25 protein-coding genes are annotated in these 23,680 nt (G+C 66.5%); 7 read left to right on the top strand and 18 right to left on the bottom strand.

The window, feature by feature from the left end:
- Nucleotides 1–4: 4 nt before the first annotated feature.
- The 9 genes from paaK to paaA form a co-directional block, all read right to left on the bottom strand.
- A complete protein-coding gene (gene paaK, locus ACM1PE_RS04640; protein ID WP_059379295.1) occupies nucleotides 5–1,318 on the bottom strand; it encodes a phenylacetate--CoA ligase PaaK in 1,314 nt (437 codons plus the stop codon).
- 111 nt (nucleotides 1,319–1,429) lie between these two features.
- Nucleotides 1,430–1,900: a hydroxyphenylacetyl-CoA thioesterase PaaI gene (gene paaI, locus ACM1PE_RS04635; RefSeq protein WP_059379296.1), complete on the bottom strand. Its 471-nt coding sequence runs from the start codon at nucleotides 1,898–1,900 to the stop codon at nucleotides 1,430–1,432.
- 2 nt (nucleotides 1,901–1,902) lie between these two features.
- Nucleotides 1,903–2,691, bottom strand: a complete 789-nt coding sequence (gene paaG, locus ACM1PE_RS04630) for a 2-(1,2-epoxy-1,2-dihydrophenyl)acetyl-CoA isomerase PaaG (protein ID WP_059379297.1) — start codon at nucleotides 2,689–2,691, stop codon at nucleotides 1,903–1,905.
- A 14-nt stretch (nucleotides 2,692–2,705) separates the two neighbouring features.
- A complete protein-coding gene (paaN, locus tag ACM1PE_RS04625) occupies nucleotides 2,706–4,370 on the bottom strand; it encodes a phenylacetic acid degradation protein PaaN (RefSeq protein WP_059379298.1) in 1,665 nt (554 codons plus the stop codon).
- 48 nt (nucleotides 4,371–4,418) lie between these two features.
- Complete coding sequence (gene paaE, locus ACM1PE_RS04620) at nucleotides 4,419–5,507, bottom strand: 1,2-phenylacetyl-CoA epoxidase subunit PaaE (RefSeq protein ID WP_419342616.1); 1,089 nt, start codon at nucleotides 5,505–5,507, stop codon at nucleotides 4,419–4,421.
- 13 nt (nucleotides 5,508–5,520) lie between these two features.
- Nucleotides 5,521–6,027, bottom strand: a complete 507-nt coding sequence (gene paaD, locus ACM1PE_RS04615) for a 1,2-phenylacetyl-CoA epoxidase subunit PaaD (protein ID WP_059379300.1) — start codon at nucleotides 6,025–6,027, stop codon at nucleotides 5,521–5,523.
- A complete protein-coding gene (paaC, locus tag ACM1PE_RS04610) occupies nucleotides 6,024–6,788 on the bottom strand; it encodes a 1,2-phenylacetyl-CoA epoxidase subunit PaaC (protein ID WP_059379301.1) in 765 nt (254 codons plus the stop codon). The genes paaD and paaC overlap by 4 nt, the downstream gene beginning before the upstream one ends.
- A 15-nt stretch (nucleotides 6,789–6,803) precedes the next feature.
- Entirely contained in the window at nucleotides 6,804–7,088 is a 285-nt protein-coding gene (gene paaB / locus ACM1PE_RS04605) for a 1,2-phenylacetyl-CoA epoxidase subunit PaaB (protein WP_006388300.1), read from the bottom strand.
- A 177-nt stretch (nucleotides 7,089–7,265) separates the two neighbouring features.
- Nucleotides 7,266–8,255 carry a 1,2-phenylacetyl-CoA epoxidase subunit PaaA gene (gene paaA, locus ACM1PE_RS04600; protein WP_059379302.1) on the bottom strand — a complete coding sequence of 330 codons (990 nt, stop codon included), beginning with the start codon at nucleotides 8,253–8,255 and terminating at the stop codon, nucleotides 7,266–7,268.
- A 173-nt stretch (nucleotides 8,256–8,428) separates the two neighbouring features.
- Here paaA and paaX point away from each other — a divergent pair, with 173 nt between their 5' ends.
- Nucleotides 8,429–9,358, top strand: a complete 930-nt coding sequence (gene paaX / locus ACM1PE_RS04595) for a phenylacetic acid degradation operon negative regulatory protein PaaX (RefSeq protein WP_059379303.1) — start codon at nucleotides 8,429–8,431, stop codon at nucleotides 9,356–9,358.
- Between the two features lie 15 nt (nucleotides 9,359–9,373).
- Here paaX and ACM1PE_RS04590 read toward each other — a convergent pair whose 3' ends face one another.
- Nucleotides 9,374–10,000 (bottom strand): NAD(P)H-hydrate epimerase, encoded by a 627-nt coding sequence (locus tag ACM1PE_RS04590; protein WP_118934211.1) that lies wholly within the window; start codon nucleotides 9,998–10,000, stop codon nucleotides 9,374–9,376.
- A gap of 181 nt (nucleotides 10,001–10,181) precedes the next feature.
- Between ACM1PE_RS04590 and ACM1PE_RS04585 the strand changes: the two genes are divergently transcribed.
- The 3 genes from ACM1PE_RS04585 to ACM1PE_RS04575 all read left to right on the top strand — a co-directional run bounded on the left by ACM1PE_RS04585 (nucleotide 10,182) and on the right by ACM1PE_RS04575 (nucleotide 12,904).
- Nucleotides 10,182–11,543, top strand: coding sequence for an acyclic terpene utilization AtuA family protein (locus ACM1PE_RS04585; RefSeq protein ID WP_118934208.1), 1,362 nt, complete (start codon nucleotides 10,182–10,184; stop codon nucleotides 11,541–11,543).
- Between the two features lie 12 nt (nucleotides 11,544–11,555).
- A complete protein-coding gene (locus tag ACM1PE_RS04580) occupies nucleotides 11,556–11,882 on the top strand; it encodes a DUF4387 domain-containing protein (RefSeq protein WP_013392433.1) in 327 nt (108 codons plus the stop codon).
- 71 nt (nucleotides 11,883–11,953) lie between these two features.
- Complete coding sequence (locus ACM1PE_RS04575) at nucleotides 11,954–12,904, top strand: tripartite tricarboxylate transporter substrate-binding protein (RefSeq protein WP_419342615.1); 951 nt, start codon at nucleotides 11,954–11,956, stop codon at nucleotides 12,902–12,904.
- Between the two features lie 3 nt (nucleotides 12,905–12,907).
- Here ACM1PE_RS04575 and ACM1PE_RS04570 read toward each other — a convergent pair whose 3' ends face one another.
- Both ACM1PE_RS04570 and orn read right to left on the bottom strand, forming a co-directional pair.
- On the bottom strand, nucleotides 12,908–13,882 hold the full coding sequence (locus ACM1PE_RS04570) for a sigma-54 interaction domain-containing protein (protein WP_059379307.1): 975 nt from the start codon (nucleotides 13,880–13,882) through the stop codon (nucleotides 12,908–12,910).
- A gap of 12 nt (nucleotides 13,883–13,894) precedes the next feature.
- Nucleotides 13,895–14,440: an oligoribonuclease gene (gene orn, locus ACM1PE_RS04565; protein WP_042792554.1), complete on the bottom strand. Its 546-nt coding sequence runs from the start codon at nucleotides 14,438–14,440 to the stop codon at nucleotides 13,895–13,897.
- Nucleotides 14,441–14,503: 63 nt separating this feature from the next.
- Here orn and ACM1PE_RS04560 point away from each other — a divergent pair, with 63 nt between their 5' ends.
- A complete protein-coding gene (locus tag ACM1PE_RS04560; RefSeq protein WP_059379308.1) occupies nucleotides 14,504–15,754 on the top strand; it encodes a M48 family metallopeptidase in 1,251 nt (416 codons plus the stop codon).
- Nucleotides 15,751–16,656 (top strand): ribosome small subunit-dependent GTPase A, encoded by a 906-nt coding sequence (gene rsgA, locus ACM1PE_RS04555; protein WP_280016355.1) that lies wholly within the window; start codon nucleotides 15,751–15,753, stop codon nucleotides 16,654–16,656. The genes ACM1PE_RS04560 and rsgA overlap by 4 nt, the downstream gene beginning before the upstream one ends.
- A 140-nt stretch (nucleotides 16,657–16,796) precedes the next feature.
- On the opposite strand, the gene ACM1PE_RS04550 is transcribed toward rsgA, so the two are convergent.
- The gene (locus ACM1PE_RS04550) at nucleotides 16,797–17,528 is read right to left on the bottom strand and encodes a CoA pyrophosphatase (protein ID WP_419342614.1); all 732 of its coding nucleotides are present in this window, start codon (nucleotides 17,526–17,528) and stop codon (nucleotides 16,797–16,799) included.
- A gap of 135 nt (nucleotides 17,529–17,663) precedes the next feature.
- Complete coding sequence (rplS, locus tag ACM1PE_RS04545) at nucleotides 17,664–18,044, bottom strand: 50S ribosomal protein L19 (protein WP_006218237.1); 381 nt, start codon at nucleotides 18,042–18,044, stop codon at nucleotides 17,664–17,666.
- 294 nt (nucleotides 18,045–18,338) lie between these two features.
- Between rplS and ACM1PE_RS04540 the strand changes: the two genes are divergently transcribed.
- Nucleotides 18,339–19,211, top strand: a complete 873-nt coding sequence (locus tag ACM1PE_RS04540; protein WP_059379311.1) for a DMT family transporter — start codon at nucleotides 18,339–18,341, stop codon at nucleotides 19,209–19,211.
- A gap of 92 nt (nucleotides 19,212–19,303) precedes the next feature.
- On the opposite strand, the gene ACM1PE_RS04535 is transcribed toward ACM1PE_RS04540, so the two are convergent.
- The 4 genes from ACM1PE_RS04535 to cysD form a co-directional block, all read right to left on the bottom strand.
- Nucleotides 19,304–19,765 (bottom strand): hypothetical protein, encoded by a 462-nt coding sequence (locus tag ACM1PE_RS04535; RefSeq protein WP_419342613.1) that lies wholly within the window; start codon nucleotides 19,763–19,765, stop codon nucleotides 19,304–19,306.
- 73 nt (nucleotides 19,766–19,838) lie between these two features.
- Nucleotides 19,839–21,179, bottom strand: a complete 1,341-nt coding sequence (locus tag ACM1PE_RS04530) for a PA0069 family radical SAM protein (protein ID WP_419342612.1) — start codon at nucleotides 21,177–21,179, stop codon at nucleotides 19,839–19,841.
- A gap of 213 nt (nucleotides 21,180–21,392) precedes the next feature.
- Entirely contained in the window at nucleotides 21,393–22,691 is a 1,299-nt protein-coding gene (locus tag ACM1PE_RS04525; RefSeq protein ID WP_306633585.1) for a sulfate adenylyltransferase subunit 1, read from the bottom strand.
- 41 nt (nucleotides 22,692–22,732) lie between these two features.
- Nucleotides 22,733–23,641, bottom strand: a complete 909-nt coding sequence (gene cysD, locus ACM1PE_RS04520; RefSeq protein ID WP_059379315.1) for a sulfate adenylyltransferase subunit CysD — start codon at nucleotides 23,639–23,641, stop codon at nucleotides 22,733–22,735.
- Between the last annotated feature and the right edge of the window lie 39 nt (nucleotides 23,642–23,680).

Genomic DNA, 23,680 nt, shown 5'->3' with positions numbered 1-23,680 from the left:
CCTACTATTTCGGCCGCTTGTCGATCACGCGGCGCGCCTTGCCGGTCAGCGTGCGTTCCACATGGCCCGCGTCCGACACCTGGATGCGCGCGCTCACGCCGATGTGCGTCTTCACGGCATGCTGCAGCTGCTTGCCCAGATTCGTGCGGTCCGCATCCGACAGCGTCGAGAATTCGGCGCGCAGTTCGGTCAGGATTTCCAGCTCGTCCATATTGCCGGTGCGCGACAGCACCAGCTGGTAATGCGGCGCCAACTGGGCGATCTTCAGGACCAGTTCCTCGACCTGGGTCGGGAACATGTTCACGCCGCGCACGATCAGCATGTCGTCGCTGCGGCCAGTGATCTTGCCGATGCGGCGCATGCTGCGCGCGGTGGGCGGCAGCAGGCGGGTCAGGTCGCGGGTGCGGTAGCGGATGATGGGCATCGCTTCCTTGGTCAGCGAAGTGAACACCAGTTCGCCCGGCTCGCCGTCAGCCACGGGCTCGCCCGTGTCGGGATTGATGATTTCCGCGTAGAAATGGTCTTCCCAGACCACCGGACCGTCCTTGGTCTCGACGCATTCGCTGGCCACGCCCGGCCCCATCACTTCGGACAGGCCGTAGATGTCGACGGCGTCGATGCCGGCTTCGGCCTCGATGTCGGCGCGCATCTGCCCGGTCCAGGGTTCGGCGCCGAAGATGCCGATGCGCAGCGAGCTTTGACGCGGATCAATCCCCTGGCGGCGCTGTTCCTCCAGAATATTGCAGAAGTAGGAGGGCGTGACCATGATGATGTCCGGACGGAAATCGTTGATCAGCTGCACCTGTTTTTCGGTCTGTCCGCCCGACATCGGAATGACCGTGCAGCCCAGGCGTTCGGCGCCGTAATGCGCACCCAGGCCGCCCGTGAACAGGCCGTAGCCGTAGGCCACGTGCACCGTGTCGCCGGGCTTGCCGCCCGCCGCGCGGATCGAGCGCGCCACCAGGTTGGCCCAGTTGTCCAGGTCGCCCTTGGTGTAGCCCACCACGGTCGGCTTGCCGGTGGTGCCGCTGGACGCGTGGATGCGCGAAATGCGCTCGCGCGGCACGGCGAACATGCCGAAGGGATAGTTCTCGCGCAGTTCCTTCTTCGTGGTGAAGGGGAACTTCGAGATATCGGACAGCTGCTTCAGGTCGTCAGGGTGTACGCCGGCTTCATCGAAAGCCTTCTTGTAGTGCGGCACGTTGTCGTAGGCGTGCTTGAGCGACCACTTCAGGCGCTCGAGCTGCAACGCGCGCAGCTCATCCTGGCTGGCATGCTCGATGGGGTCCAGCCCCGGCTTGCTCATGGTGTTGGACATGGTTATCTCTCTCCTGAAATTCTCTCTGCGCGGGGCCTGATCGCGGCGGGCATATGCCCTGCCCGCTCGCTGCCCGGCCCGCGCCCGTATAGCTTTGGTTGGCTGGCTGCCTCAAGCGTCCGCGGGAACGCCGACGATCTGGCCCTTGATGCGGTAGGAACGGCCGCGGAACAGCGCCACGTTGCGTCCGTCCTGGTTGGTGACGGTGACGTCATAGACGCCGGTGCGGCCGGCCAGCGAGCGCTCCTGCGCCACCGCGGTCAACAGATCGCCTTCGAAGCCCGGGGCCAGATAGTCGATGGTGCAACCCGAAGCGACGGTGCTGACGTTGCGCGAATTGCACGAAAAGGCGAACGCGCTGTCCGCCAGGGCGAAGATGAATCCGCCGTGGCAGGTCTTGTGGCCGTTCAGCATGTCGGGACGCACGCGCATGGTCAGGCGCGCGTAGCCCGGCGCCATTTCCTCGACTTTCATGTCCAGGCCCTGCGACGCCGCGTCGCCCGCGTACATGACGGTGCCGACGGCTTGCGCCAGCTCCTGGGGATCGGCCGGCACTTCGACCTCGGGAACGTGTGCGTTCATTCTTATTGCCCCTTGAATTGCGGTTCGCGCTTGCCCAGGAAGGCGGCCACGCCTTCCGCATAGTCCGCGCTGCGGCCGAGTTCGCGCATCATGTCGCGCTCCAGGTCCAGCTGCGTGGACAGGTCATTGCCCAGGCTGGCCTGCATGGCCCGCTTGGTGAACGCCAGGCCCTTGGTCGGCGCCTTGGCAAAATGCTGCGCCAGGCGTTCCAGCGTCGCATCGAATTCCTCGTCCGCCACGCATTGCCAGATCAGGCCCCACTCTTCGGCCTGCTTGGCGCTGAGCTTGTCGCCCAGCATGGCCAGGCCCATGGCGCGGGCGCGGCCCACCAGGCGCGGCAGCACGAAGGTGCCGCCGGTATCGGGAATCAGCCCGAGGCGGCAGAACGACTGGATGAACGTGGCCGAAGCCTTGGCGATGACGATATCGCCGGCAAACGCCAGGTTGGCACCCGCGCCGGCGGCCACGCCGTTCACGCCCACCACGACGGGCATGGGCAGGGCGTTCACGCGGCGCACCAGCGGCCCGTAGAACTTGTCGACGGTCTCGCCGAGGTCGGGCGGCGTGCCGTCGGCGGCGGGCTTGCGCTCGCTCAGGTCCTGGCCGGCGCAGAAGCCGCGGCCCGCGCCGGTCAGCACCAGCACGCGCGCGCCTTCGGTCTCCACGCGCGTCAACGCGTCGGCCACTTCGCCGTGCATGTTGGCGGTGAAGCTGTTCAGCTTGTCGGGACGGTTCAGCGTCAGGCGCGCGATGCCGCCCGACAGGTCGAATTGGATATCCTGGTAGCTCATGTCAGCGGCCCCGTTCAGACATGGCGGCGGGTTTGCACCACGCGGAAACGGTTGGACACGAAGGCCGAGTCGGACAACGCGGCGTTGGCGGCCGGGTTGGCGCCGGTGCCGTGGAAGTCGCTGAAGGCGGCGGTCTGGTTGACGAACACGCCGCCCGTCAGGTTCAGCGACAGCGACACGCCCGAGACTTCCGCAGCGTCCTGCACCTGGTCGGCGACGGCGTCGCTGGTGGTGTAGGCCGACAGCGACAGCGCGCCATGCTTGATCACGCTGTCGCGCGCCAGCTGGATGCTGTGGGTGGTGGAGTCGGTGGCGACCACGAAGGCGATCGGACCGAACCATTCCTGGCTGATGGCGGCGTTGCCGGCTTCCGTGCGCAGCAGGAGCGGCGTGCGGACGCGGGCGTTCTCGAACTGCGGGTGCGTCAGCGCCTTGCTGTCGGCCACCACCGGCAGGCCCAGCGCGCGGGCCTTCTCGATGCGCTCGACGATGCCTTCGTTCTGGATCGCGCCGGTCAATTCGACGGCCTTGGCCGCATCGGCGCCGACCTTCTCGACCGCGGCGCCCAGGGCGGCGGCGACCTCGTCGAAGCTGACGCGGCCTTCCGGCGTCTGGATGCCGTCGCGCGGCACGTAGATGTTCTGCGGCGCGGTGCACATCTGGCCCGAATACAGGGCCAGCGAGAACGCCAGGTTGCGGGCCACGCCCTTCAGGTCGTCGGTGGAGTCGATGATGACCTGGTTGACGCCGGCCTTCTCGGTGTAGACCAGCGCCTGGCGGGCGTTGTTCTCCAGCCAGTCGCCATTGGCGGTGCTGCCGGTGAAGTCGACGATCTTGACGGCCGGGTCCAGCGCCAGCTTCTGCGCGGTGTCATCGCCGGCCGCATGCGCGGCCAGCAGGACGACGTCCGGATCGAAGCCCGCTTCCTGCAGCACTTCGCGCGCCACCTTCACGGTGATGGCCAGGGGCAGGATGGCGCCGGGGTGCGGCTTGACGATGACGGTGTTGCCGGTGGCCAGGCTGGCGAACAGGCCGGGGTAGCCGTTCCAGGTCGGGAAGGTGGAGCAGCCGATCACCAGCGCGACGCCGCGCGGCACCACGGTGAACTGCTTTTCCATGCGGATCGGGTCATTCTTGCCTTGCGGCTTTTCCCAGACGGCGACGCCGGGGATGCGCGACATTTCCTGCCAGGCGTAGGTCACGGCTTCGAAGCCGCGGTCCTGCGCGTGCGGGCCGCCGGCCTGGAAGGCCATCATGAAGCCCTGGCCGGTGGTGTGCTGGACCGCGTAGGCGATCTCGAAGCTGCGCTTGTTCAGGCGGGCCAGGATTTCCAGCGACACGCCCACCCAGGCGCGCGGGCCGGCGCGGCGCCAGTCTTCCAGCGCGCGCTTGGAAGCGGCGATCAGCTTGTCGGCGGGGACGTGCGGATAGGTGATGCCCAGGTCGAAGCCGAACGGCGATTTTTCGCCGCCCACGGTACCGTCGGCGTCGTGCAGGTTCAGCGGGAAAGGCTTGCCTTGCAGCGCCTCAAAAGCCGCGCGGCCCTCGTCGTTGGCGGTTTCGCCATAGTTGCGGGGGCTGGGCGACTCGGCAAAGGGGCTCCAGTAGCCGCGCAGGGAGGCGGCGGCCATGGCTTGTTCCAGCAGGGGCTGATGGCGTTCGAAGAATTGTTGGGACACTGCGTCTCTCCAAATGGATATGGTTTTATCTGCCTGGCGCGGGCCGGGTCAGGTTTCCTGGTCGAAGTCGATGACCAGGCGGTCGCTGACCGGAAAGCTCTGGCAGCTCAGGATGAACCCGCGCGCCACTTCGTAGTCTTCCAGGGCGAAGTTGGCGTCCATGTCCACCTCGCCTTCGATGACCTTGCAGCGGCAGGTGGAACACACCCCGCCCTTGCACGAATACGGCAGTTCGATACCTTGCGCCAGCGCCGAATCCAGCACGCTGTCTTTATTCTTTTCAATCACGAACATACGGCTGTGGCCGTCCTGCACCACGGTCACCTCGCACTGGCCCTTGCCGGGCGCCTGGCGGGCGTCCTGGCCGGTGCGCAATGCGCGCGGCCCCTTGGGCGCGCCGAAGAGTTCGAACTTGATGTTCGACTTCGGAATGCCGCGGGCCTGCAGCCGCTCGACCACGCTTTCGGTCATGGTCTGCGGACCACAGACAAAAGCGTAATCGATATCCTCGGGACTCATCCAGGCCGACATCAGCTGGTCGACCTTGTCGCCGTCCAGGCGGCCGTTGAAGAGTTCGATGTCCTGGGTCTCGCGGCTCATGATGTAGACCAGCGAGAAGCGCTCCATGTAGAGGTTCTTCAGGTCTTCGATCTCTTCGCGGAACAGCACCGCGGACGAGGCGCGGTTGCCGAAGAACAGCGTGAACTTGCTGTTGGGCTCGGTCGACAGCGCGGTCTTGACCAGGGAGAACACCGGCGTGATGCCGCTGCCTACGGCAAACGCCACATAGTGGCGCTTGTTCTCGGGGGAAAAATCGACGGTGAAGTTGCCGGCCGGCGCCATGACTTCCAGGGTCTGGCCGGGCTGCAGCTCATGGTTGGCCCAACTGGAGAAGACGCCCTCTTCCACCTTCTTGATGGCCACGCGCAGCAGCTTGTCGTCGGGCGCGGAACAGATGGAATAGGAGCGGCGCTGTTCCTGGCCGTTGAGCTCGGTGCGCAACGTCAGGTACTGGCCCGGCTGGAAGGCGAACTCTTGCGCCAGCGTCTCGGGCAGGTCGAAGGTCACGACCACGGCGTCGCGCGTGTTGCGCGCCACCGAAGCCACCGTCAAGGAATGGAATTGGTTCTGGCTCATTGCGAAACCGCTCTCAGTGAGTCTTGAAATAATCGAAGGGTTCGCGGCAAGACACGCAGCGATACAGCGCCTTGCACGACGTGGACCCGAAGTTGCTGACCAGGCGCGTGTCTTTCGAGCCGCAGCGCGGGCAGGCGATGGCGGGGCCGGCCGCACGCCGGCTGATGCCCGAGATGTCGACGGCGCGTTCGGCGGGCGCGGCGATGCCATAGCCCTTGAGCGCCTCGCGTCCCTTCTCGCTCATCCAGTCGGTGGTCCAGGCTGGCGCCAGGCGGGTTTCCACGCGGACCTCGGCGATGCCGTGGCGGGCCAGCGTCTGCTGGATATCCTGCGTGATCTCGCGCATGGCCGGACAGCCGGAGTACGTGGGCGTGATGACCACGACACAGGCCTCGCCGTCCCAGGACACGTCTCGCACCACGCCCAGATCCACCACGGACAGCACGGGGATCTCCGGATCGGGGACCTCCTGCAGCCAGGCGTAGACCTGGTCGGCGGAAACGGGCGCCAGCGCGTTCACCAGGTGGCTCCCGGATAGGCGCGCGGCAGGAACTGCATTTCGGCGAGCACGTAGCCCAGTTCCTCGGTGTGCTTGCCCTGGCGTCCGCCGCGGTGCGCCAGATGGTTGGCGGCGGCTTCGTCGGGCACGGTCAGCGTGGCTTCTTCCAGCACTTCGCGCACGTGCGCCAGCCAGGGCTCGCGCAAGGCCGACAGCTCGCAGCCGATGCCGCGGGCGGCGACGTCCAGGTCCACGGCGTCGTCGGCGAACAGTTCGCCGGTGAAACGCCACGCGTCATCGATGGCCGCCTGCATCTTGGCATGGCTTTCCGCCGTGCCGTCGCCCAGGCGCACCACCATGTCCGAGGAACGGCGCACGTGGTAGGTCACTTCCTTGATGGCCTTGGCCGCGATGCCGGCGACGCGTTCGTCGCTCGACTTTTCCAGGCGCTGCAGCAGGAAGTAGTGCCAGACGTCGAACAGGAACTGGCGCGCCATGGTGTCGGCGTAGTTGCCGTTGGGGCGTTCGGCCAGCAGCACGTTGTGGAACTGGTGCGCGTCGCGCAGGTAGGCCAGCGCGTCTTCGTCGCGTCCGGCGCCTTCGACCTCGCCCGCCAGCGTCAGCCACATGCGGGCCTGGCCCAGCAGGTCGAGCGCGGTATTGGTCAATGCCAGGTCTTCTTCCAGGATCGGGCCGTGGCCGGTCCAGGCGCCCAGACGCTGCGACAGGATGAGCGAGGAATCGCCCAGGCGCAGCAGGTATTCAAACAGAGTCTTGTCCATGTCTCCCCCGCCGTCTTACATGTGCTTGATTTCTTCGGGCATCGGGAAGAACGTGGGATGCCGGTAGACCTTGCTGTTGGCCGGTTCGAACAGCGGATCCTTGTCGCCGGGGCTGCTGGCCGAAATGTCGGAGGCGCGCACCACCCAGATGCTCAGGCCTTCGTTGCGGCGCGTGTAGACGTCGCGGGCGTGGTTGATCGCCATTTCGGCGTCGGGCGCGTGCAGGCTGCCGACGTGCTTGTGCGCCAGGCCGTGCTGGCTGCGGATGAACACTTCCCACAGGGGCCAGTCTTTGCTCATGATGGATGTCCTTGAATGCCGGGCGCGCGCGGCGCGCCCTGATCTGCAATGGTTAAAAGAGTGAGTCCGGAAACCCAGCCACCGGAGCCGCAGCGCGGCCGCGCGGAGCCGGCTTTGCCGGTCCGCAGTGGCGCCCCCTTAAGGAGGAAGCGCGCAGCGCTTCGGGGGTGGGTTTCATCACGCGGCTTTGCGCTCTGCCTGCTTGTCGGCGTAGGCGACCAATGCGTCGCGTACCCAGGCGCCGTCCTCGTGCGCCTTGACGCGCGCGGCCAGGCGTTCGCGGTTGCAGGGGCCGTTGCCCTTGAGCACCGCGTAGAACTCGGACCAATCGATTTCGCCGAAATCGTAGTGGCCGCGCTCGGCGTTCCACTTCAGATCGGGATCCGGCACCGTCAGGCCCAGGTATTCGGCCTGCGGCACGGTCTGGTCCACCATTTTCTGGCGCAGTTCGTCGTTGGAGAAGAGCTTGATCTTCCAGGCCATGGACTGGGCGCTGTTGGGCGAGTCGGCATCCGAAGGACCGAACATCATCAGCGCCGGCCACCACCAGCGGTTCAGCGAGTCCTGCACCATCGCCTTCTGCTCGGGCGTGCCGTGCAGGCACATCTGCATCAGCAGGTCGTAGCCCTGGCGCTGGTGGAAGGACTCTTCCTTACAGACGCGCACCATGGCCCGCGCATAGGGGCCGTAGGAACAGCGGCACAGCGGGATCTGGTTGATGATGGCCGAGCCGTCGACCAGCCAGCCGATCATGCCGATGTCGGCCCAGCTGAGCGTGGGGTAATTGAAGATGCTGGAGTACTTGGCGCGGCCGGCGTGCAGATCGTCGATCAGGTCGTCGCGCGACACGCCCAGGGTTTCCGCGGCGCTGTACAGGTAGAGGCCATGGCCGGCTTCGTCCTGGACCTTGGCCAGCAGGATGGCCTTGCGCTTGAGCGAAGGCGCGCGGGTGATCCAGTTGCCTTCGGGCAGCATGCCCACGATTTCAGAGTGCGCGTGCTGGGAAATCTGGCGCACCAGCGTCTTGCGGTAGGCGTCCGGCATCCAGTCCTTGGCCTCGATGCGGACGCCGTCGTCGATCCGGCGTTGGAACGTCTGTTCCCGGCCTTCGAGCTGGTCCGCGGTCTTGACCTGCTTGACGCCGGTTTCGACGAGTTGAGCGTACATGTCTGTCTCCTTGAAGACGGTTTGCGAAAACGCAAAGCAAACGTTCCGCAGTGCCGTCATGTCATAGGCGGATTATTTAATACAAAAAATTCATTGTCAAACTCAAATCTGTATCACATTGGATTTATGTATCATATTGCGGATCCCGATATCGGCCGCCCCGGCCCCCTCTAATGGCAAACCCTCAGTCGCCCCTGGACCGCTTTCTGTCACGCCTGATCAAGAACGATCCGCCGCGCGCAAAATCGCTCTGCGTCAGCCTGCTCGGGGACGCATTGGCGCCGCATGGCGGCGCCATCTGGCTGGGCGACCTGATCGAGCTGCTGGCCCCGCTAGGCATCAATGAACGCCTGCTGCGCACCAGCGTGTTCCGCCTGGTGGCGCAGAACTGGCTGCAATCCGAACGCCACGGACGGCGCAGCCTCTACCTGATTTCCGAGCAGGGCCTGCGCCACACCGCGCATGCCTCCCAGCGCATCTATGTCGGCCCGCCCCAGGAATGGAACGGCGAGTGGACGCTGGTCGCCCTGCCGCGCACCGGCAACGGGCTGGCCGAACGCGCTGAGTTGCGCCGGGAGCTGGTCTGGGAGGGCTTCGGCATGATCGCGCCCGGGCTGTTTGCCCACCCGCACACCGAGGCGAGCGCCGCGCACGACATCCTGGAAAAGCTGGGCATCCCCGACCGCGCCCTGGTGCTGTCGGCGCGCGATCTGGCCGGCGCCGGCGGTCTGCCGATAGCCAGCCTGGCCTCGCAATGCTGGAACCTGGACGAGCTGGCCGAGCAGTACCGCCAGTTCGCCAAGAATTTCGGTCCGCTGGAAAAGCTGCTGGAAACCCCGCCCGCGCCTGCCGAGGCGTTCATCGTGCGCGTCATGCTGCTGCACAGCTGGCGCCGGATCGTGCTGCACGATCCGCAACTGCCGGGTCCCATGCTGCCCGACGACTGGCCCGGCCATGCCGCCCGCGAGATCTGCGGCCGCATCTACTGGCAGGTGTTCGACGCGTCGGAAGCGCATCTGGATGCGCTGGCCGGCCGCGACAACGAGCGCTACGCGCCGCTGGCAGCCGACATCGCCTCGCGCTTCGGCGGCAAGCCCGCGTAAGACGAATCCTTCGGGTCAGGCCGCCGGGGCGATGGTCACGCCCAGCGTGTCCACAGCCGACACGCCGCAGGCGTCGCGTCCCGGCCCCGGCAGTTCCAGCCCCCTCGCCCGGCCGATGAAAGACAGGGTCCAGCGCGCCCGGATCGGCCGCCCCAGGGCCTCGCCGCTATCGGCGTCGATGCCGCTGGGCACGTCCAGCGCCAGCACCGGCACGTTCCAGGCGTTGACCGTGTCCACCAGCGCCTGCCAGTCCGCGCCCAGCGGGCGATTCAAGCCGATGCCGAACAGGCCGTCGATGACCAGTTCCGGCACGAAGCCCGGCTGCAGCGCTGACCAGGTTTCACCGCCCGCGGCCTGCCAGCCGGCATAAGCGCGGGCGGCATCGGGCGGCAGGCGCTGCGCCCCCGATGGCAGCAGCACGCGCACGTCATGCCCCATGGCGCGCAGGCCGGCCGCGGCTTCCAGCGCATCGCCGCCATTGTTTCCAGGCCCCGCCAGCGCCAACACCACCGTCCCCGGCCGGATCCGCGCTGCCGCGTAACGGGCCGCGGCCGCCCCCGCCAGGGGCATCAAGCTTCTGCCGGCGGCCAGGGCCTGGCGTTCGGCGTCGCGGATGCTGGCGACTGAGTATGAGAATGGCATGGCCTATTTATGCGTGAAATTAACGCATTGCGTGAAAATTTACCCGCAGATCGGGAGGAATTGCGCCACTGGCCCCGCGAATTCGCGGGATTTTCGCTTCCTGCCAGTTGGCACGCATCTTGCGTTGTAGTCATTGCCGGTACGAGCGAGACCGGACGACTCAACTGAAGAGACTACACCCATGCGTTCCATGAGCATCATCTGCCCGAACGGGCACTTAGGATTCGCCCCCTTGCGCACCGAGAGCTTCCAGCTCGGCGTCGCCGCCGGGCCGGACTGCATCGCCGCCGACTCGGGCAGCGACGACGTGGGTCCCGTGCCGCTGGGCTCCGATACTTCCACCAGCCCGCAAGCCTGGCAGCGCCACGACCTGGAACAGATGCTGCTGGCCGCGCGCAAGCTGGGTGTGCCCATGGTCATCGGCTCGGCCGGCGACACCGGCTCCAACAGCCGCGTCGACCTGTATGTGCGCCTGATCAAGGAAATCGCCGCCGAGCACAAGCTGGCGCCGTTCAAGATCGGCTACTTCTATTCCGAAGTCGACAAGGAGCGCGTGCGCCGCGCGCTGCGCGCGGGCCAGCAGGTGGCGGGCCTGGACGGCTACGCCGACCTGACCGAGGCCGAGCTGGATGCCAGCGACCGCATCGTGGCCGTGGCCGGCGTGCATCCCTACATCAAGCTGCTGGAAGCCGGCGCGGACGTGGTCATCGGTGGCCGCAGCTCGGACGCCGCCGTGTTCGCCGCTCCGGCCCTGCACCAGGGCTACGATGCCGACCGCGCCTATTACCTGGGCAAGGTGCTGGAGTGCGCCTCGTTCTGCGCCGAGCCCTACGGCGGCAAGGAAACCGTGATGGGCGAGATCTCGGCCGAGGACGTGCGCGTCACCGCCATGCATCCCGACCAGCGCTGCACCATCGCGTCAGTCGCGGGCCACGCGATGTACGAGCGCTCCAATCCGTACGAAGAATTCTTCGCCGGCGGCCGGCTGGACATGGCCGAATGCCGCTACGAGCAGCTGAGCGAAAAGACCACCCGCATCACCGGCTCGCGCTTCGAGCCCGCCGCCCAGGTGCGCGTGAAGCTCGAAGGCTCCGGCAAGGTCGGCGAACGCTACATGGGGCTTTGCGGCATACGCGATCCCTACACCATCGCCAACGTGGACCGCGTCATCGCCTGGGCGCGCGACAAGGTGCGCGAACGCTTCGGCGACTCGGGCTACGAGCTGCACTACAAGGTCTACGGGCGCGACGGCGTCATGGGCGACCTGGAGCCGCTGCGCGACCAGCCCGGCCATGAGCTGTGCGTCATGGTCCAGGGCGTGGCGCCGACCGCCGAAATGGCCGAGGAGCTGACGCTCACGGGCCTGCGCCAGATGTTCTACGCCCGCCTGCCCGACGTGAAAGGCACGGCCGGCTCGGTGTCGTTTCCGCTGGACGAAGTGGTGCGCACCAGCGCCGCCTACCGTTGGACCCTGAACCACACGCTGCCGGTGGAAGACGCCGGCGAACTCTTCCCGACCCACCTCACCGAGGCTGGCGCCTGAGCCGGCAAGACCATGAGCACCCAGAAACTCAGCACCCTGGCCAAGACCATCCGCAGCAAGAACGCGGGCGTGAACAAGATCACCTTCGACATCATCTTCCGCGAGCCGGCGACCTACGAGGCGGTCAAGCGCTCCGGCGCGCTGACGCGCGCCAGCATGGCCGCCCTGTACCGCATCGACGACAGCCGCATATCGGACTTCGTGCATTACGATCCCGGCCTGGCCATCAAGTTCACGATCTACCGGCTGGCTCCCAGCGGGTCCGCGGGCGACGGCGACATCTTCGGCGCGCAGCAGTATGCGCCGCTGCTGGACGTCGCAGTTCCCATGCCGGACTGAACGCCGCGGGCGCCGCGTCCGGCGCCCGCTCCAACCTCCGCTCTCCTAGAGAATCGATCATGAAAGCGCTAATGCAAACAACGTTGTTCCTGGCGGCATCCCTGCTGGCCGGCGCGGCAGCGGCCCAGACGGAAGTGCCCAAGCAGGTCAAGATCGTAGTGCCGTTCACCGCCGGCGCCAGCAATGACGCGATCGCCCGCGCGATCGCGCCGCAACTCGCGGCCCGCCTCGGCAACACGGTGATCGTGGAAAACCGCGGCGGCGCGGCCGGCGCGATCGGTTCCGAGTACGTGGCCCGCTCGGCCAAGGACGGCTCGGTGCTGCTCCTGACCTCGTCGACCTTCCTGACCACCGCCGCCACCCAGCCGCACCTGCCCTACGACCCGCTGAAGCAGTTCGCGCCGGTGGCGATGATAGGACAGGGTCCGCTGGTCATCGCCGCCTCGGCGCAGACGCCCTACACCTCCTTGAAGCAGCTGCTGGAAGCGGCGCGCAGCAAGCCGGGCGCCCTGAACTACGGCAGCGCCGGCGTCGGCTCGCTGGCGCACCTGGCCACCGTCATGCTGGACGACGCCGCGGGTACGGACATGACCCACGTCCCCTATAAGGGTGCGGCCAACGCCGCCTCCGACCTGGCCGGCGGGCTGATCCACGTCATGCTGTCCAACTACAGCACGCTGGCCCCCGTGGTGCAGGGCAAGAAGGTCAAGCTGCTGGCCACCACGGCGCAAGCGCCCTCCGCGGCGTTCCCCGACCTGCCGCCGGCCGCGCAGGCGCTGCCGGGGTATTCGGTGCAGATCTGGGTGGGTGTGTTCGCGCCAGCGGGCACGCCGCAGCCTTATATCGACAAGCTCAACACCGCGCTCGTCGAGATTTCGGCGTCGCCCGAAATGAAGGCCTTGCTGGATCTGGACGGCACCGTGCCGTCGCGCATGGACAGCGCCGAATTCGGCACGCGCGTGCGCGAGGAACTGGCCCTGTGGCAAGGCATTGCGCGCAAGCACAACATCAGCGCGGAATAGCTTTTAACCGTCCAGCCCCAGCTTGAGCATCTGGTGGCGCAGGGCGTGCCGCGTGAGTCCCAGGGACTCGGCGGCGCGCCCCAGGTTGCCGTCCTGGGCCTGCAAGGCCGCGCGGATCAGGCCGCGCTGGAACTGCGCGGATAGTTCGGCATAGGTGCCGGCAGCGGCAGGCGAAGCCGCCGGCGCGGGCTTGCCGGCTTCGCGCAGGATGCGCTGCGGCAGGTGCCGCGCCAGCACCGTGTCGCCGTCTTCCAGGATGCAGATCCGTTCCAGCAGATTGCCGAGTTCGCGCACATTGCCCGGCCAGGCGTAGGCCTTGAAAATGCGCCGCACCTCGGGATCGATGACGGTAAAACGGCTGCCGTGGGTGGCGTTGTAGCGTTCCAGGAAACGCTGCGCCAGCACGATGACGTCATCGCCGCGCTCGCGCAGCGGCGGCAGGTTGATCGACACCACCTGCAGGCGGTAATACAGGTCGTCGCGAAAGCGGCCGGCCTGCACTTCCCCCAGCAGGATCTTGTTGGTGGCGGCGATGAAACGCGCATCGACCGAAACCTCCTGGACCGCGCCGATGCGCCGGAAGCGCCGGCTGTCCAGCAAGGTCAGGATCTTGGCCTGCATGACCGGATCCAGCTCGCGGATCTCGTCCAGGAACACGCTGCCGCCGTTGGCGGCTTCGAGCAGCCCGGTCTTGCGCGCCACCGCCCCGGTGAACGCACCGCGCTCATGGCCAAACAATTCGGATTCGAGCAGGTTGCCCGGGATGGCGGCGCAGTTGATCTCGGTATAGCCCTTGGCCGCGCGCGCCGACTGCGCATGCAGGTTGCGGGCGACCAGCCCCTTGCCCGTGCCGGTTTCGCCGTAGATGAGAACGATGCTGGCCTTGCTGCGCGCGACCCGGCCGACCAGATCGCGCAGCGCCGCCATCGACGGGTGCTCCCCGATGAGCGGCTCGCAGGCGGACGGGACGGCAGGCATGGCGAAGACCGCTTACACCTTCAGGAAGTGTTCGCGGTAGTACTTGAGCTCGTCGATCGATTCGTAGATGTCAGCCAGCGCTTCGTGGCGGCTCTTCTTCTCGAATCCCTTGTAGACGGCCGGCGCCCAGCGGCGCGCCAGTTCCTTCAGCGTGCTCACGTCCAGGTTGCGGTAATGGAAGAACTGCTCCAGGCGCGGCATGTAAGCAAACATGAAGCGGCGGTCCTGGCTGATGGTGTTGCCGCAAAGCGGCGACTTGCCTGCCGGCACGTGCTGCGCCAGAAACGCCAGCAGCGTATCCTCGGCCTGCGCCTCGGAAATCGTCGACGCCTTGACCTTGTCGATCAGGCCGCTCTTGCCGTGGGTGGATTTGTTCCAGCTGTCCATGGCGTCGAGCAGGCTGTCGGGCTGGTGCACCACCAGCACGGGGCCTTCGGCCACGACGGTCAGGTCGGGTTCCGTCACCACCACGGCGACTTCGATGATGCGTTCTTTCTCAGGGTCCAGGCCGGTCATTTCCATGTCCAGCCAAACCAGGCGGTTTTCGTTCACAGCCATATAATTTGCCTATAAAACGTGCGATTTTCGCACATACCTACACTTGAGCACGCCACATCGCCCATGTTCACACTGCTGTTCGTTGCCTTCCTGCTGACCGATATCGCCGTGCGCCTGTGGCTGGCTACGCGCCAGATCCGCCACGTCGCGCGCAACCGCGACCAGGTGCCGTCTGAATTCTCCCACCGTATCGGCTTGGCCAGCCATCAGCGCGCGGCGGATTACACGGTGGCGCGGGTCAAGCTGGGCATGCTGGAACGCACCTACGACGCCATCCTGCTGGTGTGCCTGACGCTGATGGGCGGGCTGCAGCTCATCGACCTGATGGTGGCCCAGCTTACCAGCAACGACTTCCTGCGCCAGATGCTGCTGCTGGTCGTGGTGGCGCTGCTGCTGGGCCTGCTGGGCCTGCCTTTCACGCTGTGGCGGCAGTTCAAGCTGGAAGCGCGCTTCGGCTTCAACCGCATGACGCCCGGCCTGTTCATCGCCGACGCCGTCAAGGGCCTGCTGGTCGCGGCGGTGCTGGGCCTGCCGCTGGCGGCCGCGGTGCTATGGCTGATGGGCAGCGCGGGCGCCTACTGGTGGGTGTGGGCCTGGGCGCTATGGACCGCGTTCAACCTGGCGCTTCTGATCGTCTACCCGATGTTCATCGCTCCGCTCTTCAATAAATTCACGCCGCTATCCGATCCGGAACTGGCCGGCCGCATCCAGCGCCTGGCCCAGCGCTGCGGCTTCGCGCTCAACGGCCTGTTCGTGATGGACGGCTCGCGCCGCTCGGCCCACGGCAATGCCTATTTCACGGGCTTCGGCCGCTCGCGCCGCATCGTGTTCTTCGACACCCTGCTGGCGCGCCTGAACGGCGACGAGATCGAAGCCGTGCTGGCGCATGAACTCGGTCACTTCGCCAAGCGCCACATCATCAAGCGCATCGTCTTCAGCTTCGCCGCCGCGCTGGCGTTCTTCGCCATCCTGGGCTGGATCTCGCAACAGCCCTGGTTCTACGTGGGACTGGGCGTCATGCCGCAGCTGGGCGGGCGCAACGACGCCATGGCGCTGCTGCTGTTCTTCCTGGTCATCCCCGTCTTCACTTTCATGCTCACGCCCGTGGCCAGCTGGTACTCGCGCCGCGACGAGTTCGAAGCGGACCGCTACGCGGCCGAACAGAGCTCGCCGGAACGCCTGGTGTCCGCGCTGGTCAAACTTTACGACGACAACGCCGCCACCTTGACTCCCGACCCCGTGCACTCCGCCTTCTACGACAGCCATCCCCCCGCCGCCGTGCGCATCCGCCACCTGACGGCGGCCGCTGCATGACCGCGCCGCCCAACGAAGGCCGCATCATCGCCGCCCACGGGCGCCACTACACAGTGGAGCTCGCCGACGGCACGCTGCGCAAGTGCTTCCCGCGCGGCAAGAAGGCAGGCGCCGCCGTGGGCGACCGCGTGCGCATCACGCCCCAGGGCAAGGACGAAGGCGCCATCGACGCCATCCTGCCGCGGCGCAATCTGCTGTACCGCTCGGACGAAATGCGTTCCAAGCAGTTCGCCTCCAACGTCGACCAGTTGCTGATCGTCGTCGCCGTGCAGCCCACGTTTTCGGATGACCTGACCGGGCGCGCCCTGGCCGGCGCCTGGAGCGCGGACATCGCGCCCATCATCATCCTCAACAAGACCGACCTGTCCGACGAACTGCCGGCGGCGCGCGCGCGGCTGGCGCCGATTGCCGCGCTGGGTGTGGACGTGATCGAACTCAGCGCGCTGGAGCCCGAGAAAGTGCATACGCTGCTGGCGCCGCGCCTGGCCGGGCACACCAGCCTGCTGCTGGGTCAGAGCGGCATGGGCAAGTCCACGCTGCTCAACGCCCTGGTGCCGGACGCCGCCGCCCCCACCCGCGAACACTCCACGGCGCTGGACATGGGCAAGCACACCACCACCAGCACGCGGCTTTATCACCTGCCCGCTCCCGGCGGCGACCTGATCGACTCCCCGGGCTTCCAGGCCTTCGGCCTGCAGCACCTGAGCCGCGAGGACATCATCCGCGGCTTCCCGGAGTTCACCAAACCCATCGAACAGTGCCGTTTCTACAACTGCACCCACCGCCAGGAGCCTGGCTGCGGCGTGGTCGCGGCCCTGCAGGCGGGCGCGATCGACCCGGCGCGCTATGCCTTGTACCAGCGCATCCTGGAAGAGAACCTGGCGGGGCAACAACGCTACTAGCGTCTAGTCCCCTCGGCACTTGCGCCGGTGCCCGACGCTGACGCCTCCGAACGGTCCCGCAATGAATACGGCCCCATACAGGGGCCGTATTCATTGGCGGCGCGAACCAGAAACCCGACAAGGCCGGCGCGCAACAAAGATCAACGGGGCGTAAAGCCGTGGCGCAGCAGATGGTAGAGGTTGCGCAACATGCCGGCGGTCGCGCCCCAGATGAAATGCTTGCCGTAAGGCATGCCGTAGTACTGGCGCACCCGGCCGTCGTCGAGACGGGCTTCGTACAGCCTGTGATTGGCGGGGTCCATCAGGAAGGACAGCGGCACCTCGAACACTTCCGCCACCTCGAAGGCATCGGGGGCCAGGTCAAAGCCCGGACGCACCAGCGACACCACCGGAACGATGGAGAATCCCGTCGCCGTCAGATACGGCGGCATGCTGCCCAGCACTTCGACGTGGTTGGTGGGCAACCCGGTTTCTTCCTGCGCTTCACGCAAGGCCGCGGCCTCGGGCGTGGAATCGCTGGTTTCGATGCGCCCGCCCGGAAAGCTGATCTGGCCGGCATGGTCATGCAGGTGGGCGGCGCGCTGCGTCAGCATGATGTGGACGCCGTTGTCGCGCGTCACCAGCGGAATCAGCACCGCCGCCGGCACGGGCACGCCTTCGCGGCCCGGATAGCGCAGGTCGGTGTCGCGCGACAGCTCCAGCGTCCAGGTGGACGGCTGGCTGAGCGTGCCCCGCAACGAATCCGGGGTCAACAGGCTGGCAGGCACGGCCGGCAAGGACGCGTTGGCGACCACCCAGGGTTGCGTCGCCGGATCGAAGCCGGGACGCGCCAGCGGCCGCCGGGGCCGCGGAGAAGACGAGGAATCAGACATACGGCTCTGCAAAAGGCTCTGCAAAAAGAAAAAGGCACCCTCGCAGGTGCCTTTTTAACCCGGAAACCCGTGCCGAACGAAAACGCTGGATGGCGTGAGCGTCCGACACTGGTAGGGCCGTGTGCCGATAAGCGATCAAGCCGCCGAGGCTTGCTTGCTGACCAGCTTTTCCTTGATACGCGCCGACTTGCCCGAGCGGTTGCGCAGGTAGTACAGCTTGGCGCGGCGCACGTCGCCGCGGCGCTTGACTTCGATGCCGGCGATTTGCGGCGAGTACAGCTGGAACGTACGTTCCACGGCTTCACCCGACGAAATCTTGCGCACGGTGAACGCGGAGTTCAGGCCGCGGTTGCGCTTGGCGATCACGACGCCTTCGAAAGCCTGCACGCGCTTGCGGGTGCCTTCAACGACGTTCACGCTCACGATGACGGTGTCACCAGGAGCAAATTCAGGCTTGGCTTGACCGCCGGTCAGGCGGGCAATTTCTTCCTGTTCCAGGATAGCGATAAGGTTCATGAGAACTCCTAGATCATCATGTCTTTGCGGACTAAAACTTTTGCCGTTCGATGTTGTTCACGCGATTTCTGCAGGACTGCGCAGTACGCAGCCCACATCCGTCGCGTGTTGCACGGGCCATGGCGGTAAGGCCAGCCCCCGTTGCATGTGCCGCAAGCAGAGGATGAGATTTGGCAAACCAATGATTCTACACCAAAAATCGCTCCAGGCATCAGGTAACATGGCCCCGGTTCTCGCGGTTTGGAGTACCCTTCCGTCTTCTGTAACAAACACGTCATCTGACGCTGTTCCCTCATGTCGTATTCGTCCCTGATATTGGTCGTCCTGGCGGCAATGGCCCACGCCACGTGGAATCTCCTCGCCAAGCGCGCGGCCATGGTGGGCGCTCCCTTTGTCTTCGCCTATGGCCTGTGCGCTTCCGTGCTGTACGCGCCCTGGGTCATCTGGGTGCTGATGCATGACGGCATGACCTGGACCTGGCCCGTGGTCGGCGCCATCCTGACTTCCAGCCTGTTGCATCTGGGCTACAGCCTGTGCCTGCAGCGCGGCTATCAGGTGGCCGACCTGTCGGTCGTCTACCCCATCGCCCGAGGTACCGGCCCGCTGCTGTCCACTACCGGCGCCTTTTTGCTGCTGGGCGAACCCGCCACCAGCACCGGCATCATCGGCATGCTTTGCGTGGTGGGCGGCGTGCTGCTGATCGCGACCCAGGGCCGCCTGGCCATTTTCAAGCAGGCCCAGGCCTGGGTCGGCGTGCGCTGGGGCGTGGTGATCGGCCTGTTCATCGCGGCCTATACCGTCGTCGACGCCTATGGCGTGAAAGTGTTGTTGATCAGCCCGGTGCTGTTCGACTGGTTTACCTGCGTGACCCGCACGACCATGATGGCCCCCCACATGCTGCGCCGCCGCCCCCAGGCCTGGGAGGCCATGCGCGGGCACTGGCATCTGGCGTTGGCCGTGGGCCTGCTGTCGCCGTTGGGCTACATCCTGGTGCTGTATGCGCTGCGCAACGGCGCGCCGCTGAGCCTGGTCGCCCCTGCCCGGGAAATGTCGATGATGCTCGGCACCTTGGCCGGCATGTTCCTGCTGCGCGAAAAAGTCGGACCGGGCCGGCTGGCGGGTTGTATGGCCATCCTGGCGGGTGTCATTCTGCTCGGTTCAAGCTGACGAGCACCGCTCCTGGCCACTGCGGCTGGCGGGGCTGGCGCGTACCTACCGCTTACGCCCGGCCTGCCGGCTACCGCCGGGCATAGGGCCGCTCAGAATCCGGCGGCCGCGCCCAGCCACATCAGGCCGGGGATGATCGCGCCCCAGGCCAGCACCATCACCACATCGATCACCATGGCCTTCATGGTCACCTGCGCCGTAACGGGTTCCACCGTGGCGTTGCCCAGGCTGCGCTCGCGCGCGACGGCAGGCGTGGCGGCAACCGCGGCCTCGACCGGTGCGACCGGCGCTGCGGGCGCGGACATCGGCGCGGCGACTGCCGGACCAGCCAGCGCCCCGGCTTCGGCGGGCGCGGGCGGGAACGGCCAGCGAGCCGGGGCGGAACCGGGCCGCGTGCGGCGGCGCGGTTCGACATCGGCTGCGGATGTATTCCAGGGCAGCGCCATGCCGGCGACCCTGGCGCACCAGGCGCGGGCGCGGTTCGTGCCGCGGCGCAGCGGGTTCAGGGTGACGACGAGTTCATCCGACAAGACGGAAATATCAGCGGTGTTCATGGGAACTCCTAGGAAAGACGGTCCAGCGCCAGGGCATAGCCCCCCGGCAGGCATGCGCGGCGGCAGCCGGCGGTCAATCGAACAATGACAACTGGCCTGCGGCCATGGCTTGCAACTGGCGCGCTACGCGCCCGTGCGCGCCGCCGGCTGCGGGCGATACGGCGGGAAAAGGGACCCCTGAAGACGCTTGCGCGCCAGCCGGGGATAGGAAATCGGCAGCCTTCGCCGCGGCGGGAGGCAGGAAACGGTCGCAGTCCAGCGCCAGGCGATGACGGTTCAAGCCCAGCTTGCGCGTGGCGATGGTGAAGCGCTGGCGCAGCAGATCGGCCCAGACGCCGGTCCCGCGCATGCGCGACCCGAAATTGGGATCGTTGCGGCGGCCGTTGCGCAGGTCTTCGATGCGATGCAGGACGCGCTGGGCGCGGTCCGGGAAATGGGCATTGAGCCAGTCCTCGAACAGGGTCTTGACCTCCCAGGGCAGACGCAGGACGGTGTAGCTGGCATAGTGCGCGCCGGCCGCCTTGGACTCCTGGAGGATGTGCTCCATGGACTCGTCGTTGATGAACGGGATGATGGGCGCCACCAGCACGCCCACCGGCACGCCGGCGTCGGTCAGGCTGCGTACCGCTTCCAGCCGGCGCCACGGTGCGGCGGCGCGCGGTTCCAGCGTGCGGGCCATGCCGGCGTCCAGCGTGGTGATGCTCATGTACACCACCACCAGCTTCTGCTCGGCCAGGGCGGCCAGCAGGTCCAGGTCGCGGGCGACCAGCGCGTTCTTGGTGACGATGGTGAGCGGATGGCGGGTTTCCAGCATCAGTTCCAGCAGGCCGCGGGTAAGCCGCCATTCGCGTTCGATGGGCTGGTAGGCGTCGGTGGCGGAACCGATGTTGATGGGAGACGGCTTGTAGCCTGGCCGCGCGAGTTCGGCGCGCAGGGCCTCTACCGCATTGGCCTTGGCCACCAGCCGGGTTTCGAAGTCCAGCCCGGGCGACAGGCCCAGGTAGGAATGAGTGGGCCGGGCATAACAATAGACGCAGCCATGCTCGCAGCCGCGGTACGGATTTACCGCCACGTCGAAGGGGATGTCGGGCGAATCGTTGCGCGACAGCATCTTGCGCGCTTCTTCGGCGGTGACCGTGGTCTTGGGAGCGGGCGGCGCAATGCGCGCATCCGGCACGATGGGAATGACGCGGGCGGCTTGCTCGCCGGCGGCAGCTTCGGGGAAATTATCGGGGACGGAGTCTACGAAGTCGGCGGGCAGACCGGAGGAAGACCAGCCGTCGTCGACCTGCACGCGGTCATCGCGCTGAAAGCGATGCCGAACATTAGTAACCGCACCCCGACCGCGCAAGGCGGCGGGGGCGGCAGCCGGGGACCCAGAACCGGCGGGAAAAGAATGATCGGTGCGTGCCATGAAAACTACTGTACAAAAACACAGTGGTTTTGACAAGCACCAAAAGCCTTTTCGTAAGACAGCCCCACTTTACCGCAAGACGCCGGCGCCGTCCGGACAAATCGTTTTCACCAGGCGGGATCGCCCGGAAACCCGCACCAATACTGGATCTAGCACAAAAACAACAGGTTCGGCGGGGGGCTGGAAGCCCGTTGTTTTCCGGCCTCTTGCGGATTAGCGCAACATACCTGCCGCAGCGGTCTGATGCGTGGCTTCGTCGATCAGAATGAATGCGCCGGTCGCGGGCACATCGGCATAGCGATCGACCGCCAGCGACTCGCGCGTGGTGAGCGTGACGCGTCCGATATCGTTCATGCGCAGCGTGCCCTCGGTGTTCTCCACTTCCTGCAGTTCGTGGATGTCGCGATGCGACAGCACCGCGCGTATCTTCGCCGAGGTCAGGCGCGTGCCCGACTTCAGCAGATACTTGCGTGCGGGATTCAAGGCCTGCGCATCGAGCCAGCACAGCTCGGCTTCGAATTCCCGCGCGACCTGCGCCGGCGCCGACGCATGCACGATCACATCGCCGCGCGACACGTCCACGTCGCGGTCCAGCACCAGCGTGATCGAGTCGCCCGCCACTGCTTCATCCAGCGCGCGGTCGAAGGCGCGCACTTCGCTCACGACTGCCGTCACGCCCGAGGGTTGCACCGTGATCTCGTCGCCCGGCCGCAGCACGCCGCTTGCGACGCGGCCGGCATAGCCGCGGAAGTCATCCTTGCGGCTGCCGTCATGGCGTGCCACCCATTGCACCGGAAAGCGCAACGGCAAGGCGCGGCCATCGCTTGCCAGGTCCAGCGACTCCAGCAAGGCCAGCAAGGGCTGTCCTTCGTACCAGGGCGTTTGCGGCGACAGCGTGACGACGTTGTCGCCGTTGAGCGCCGACAGCGGCAGCGCGTCGAAGTGCTCGATGCCCAGCTTGCCCGCCAGGTCGGCGTAGGCCTCGCGGATGCGCTCGAACACCGTGCGGTCCCAGTCCACCAGGTCCATCTTGTTGACCGCCACCACGATGTGACGGATGCCCAAGAGGCGCGCGATGGTGCTGTGGCGCTTGGTCTGCGGCAACAGCACGCCGTCGGCCGCGCGGGTGGCGTCGATCAGGATGACGGCCACGTCGGCGGTCGACGCGCCCGTGACCATGTTGCGCGTGTACTGCTCGTGGCCCGGCGCGTCGGCGATGATGAACTTGCGCGCGGGCGTCGAGAAATAGCGGTAGGCCACGTCGATGGTGATGCCCTGCTCGCGCTCGGCCTCCAGGCCGTCGGTCAGCAGCGAAAAGTCGATGCCGTCGCCCGCCACGCGCTTGTGCTTGGCGCGCGAGATCGCGTCCAGCTGATCGGCGAACACGCCTTTGCTGTCGTACAGCAGGCGGCCGATCAGCGTCGATTTGCCGTCGTCCACCGAGCCTGCGGTAATCAGGCGCAGCACGCCCGTGTCGGCGCCGGAAAGAAAAGAATCGTTGAGTGCGTTCATGTGCGTTCCTGGTCGCCGGCGAATGCCGGCGTGTCATGCGATCAGAAATAGCCTTCTTTCTTGCGGCGCTCCATCGAGGCCTCGGAAGTCTGGTCGTCCATGCGCGTGGCGCCGCGCTCGGTAATGTCGGTCACCGCGGTTTCGGCAATGATGGCCCGGGTGTCGGCGGCATCCGACGCCACCGGGCAGGTGCAGGAGATGTCGCCCACCGTGCGAAACCGAACCTGCAGGCGTTCGACCTGTTCGCCATCCTGCGGCGGGGTCAGCCGCGTGACCGGCACCAGCAGGCCCTTGCGGCGCACGACCTCGCGCTGGTGGCTGTAGTAGATCGACGGCAGCGCCAGCTGCTCGCGCTGGATGTACTGCCAGACGTCCAGCTCGGTCCAATTCGAGATCGGGAACACGCGCATGTTCTCGCCGCGATGCACGCGGGTATTGAACAGGTTCCAGAGTTCCGGGCGCTGCGCCTTCGGATCCCATTGGCCGAACTCGTCGCGGAACGAGAAGATGCGTTCCTTGGCGCGGGCCTTTTCCTCGTCGCGGCGCGCTCCGCCGATGCAGGCGTCAAAGCCGAATTCCTCGATCGCCTCCAGCAGCGTCACCGCCTGGGCGGCATTGCGCGAGTCGGTCTCGCGGCGCAGCACCACGCTGCCGCGCGCGATGGAGTCCTCGACGCTGCGCACGATCAGGGTCTCGCCCAGCTCGGCCGCGCGCGCATCGCGGAAGGCGATCACTTCGTCGAAGTTGTGGCCGGTATCGATGTGCATCAGCGGGAACGGAAAACGCCCCGGCCGGAAGGCCTTCTCGGCCAGGCGCAACAGCACCACGGAGTCCTTGCCGCCCGAGAACAGCAGCACGGGCTTCTCGCTTTCGGCGGCCACCTCGCGCAGGATGAATATTGCTTCCGATTCCAGCCAATCCAGGTGGCTGCGTTGGATCACTGCAGACATATGAACTTCCCCTAAAACAGATTTCGAATTCGTGGGCCG

The organism is Achromobacter sp. PD1 (assembly GCF_048541815.1).
Taxonomy (GTDB): domain Bacteria; phylum Pseudomonadota; class Gammaproteobacteria; order Burkholderiales; family Burkholderiaceae_B; genus Achromobacter; species Achromobacter bronchisepticus_A.
Note: the sequence above shows the minus strand (reverse complement) of the source record. Positions and strands in the feature narration are given on the sequence as shown.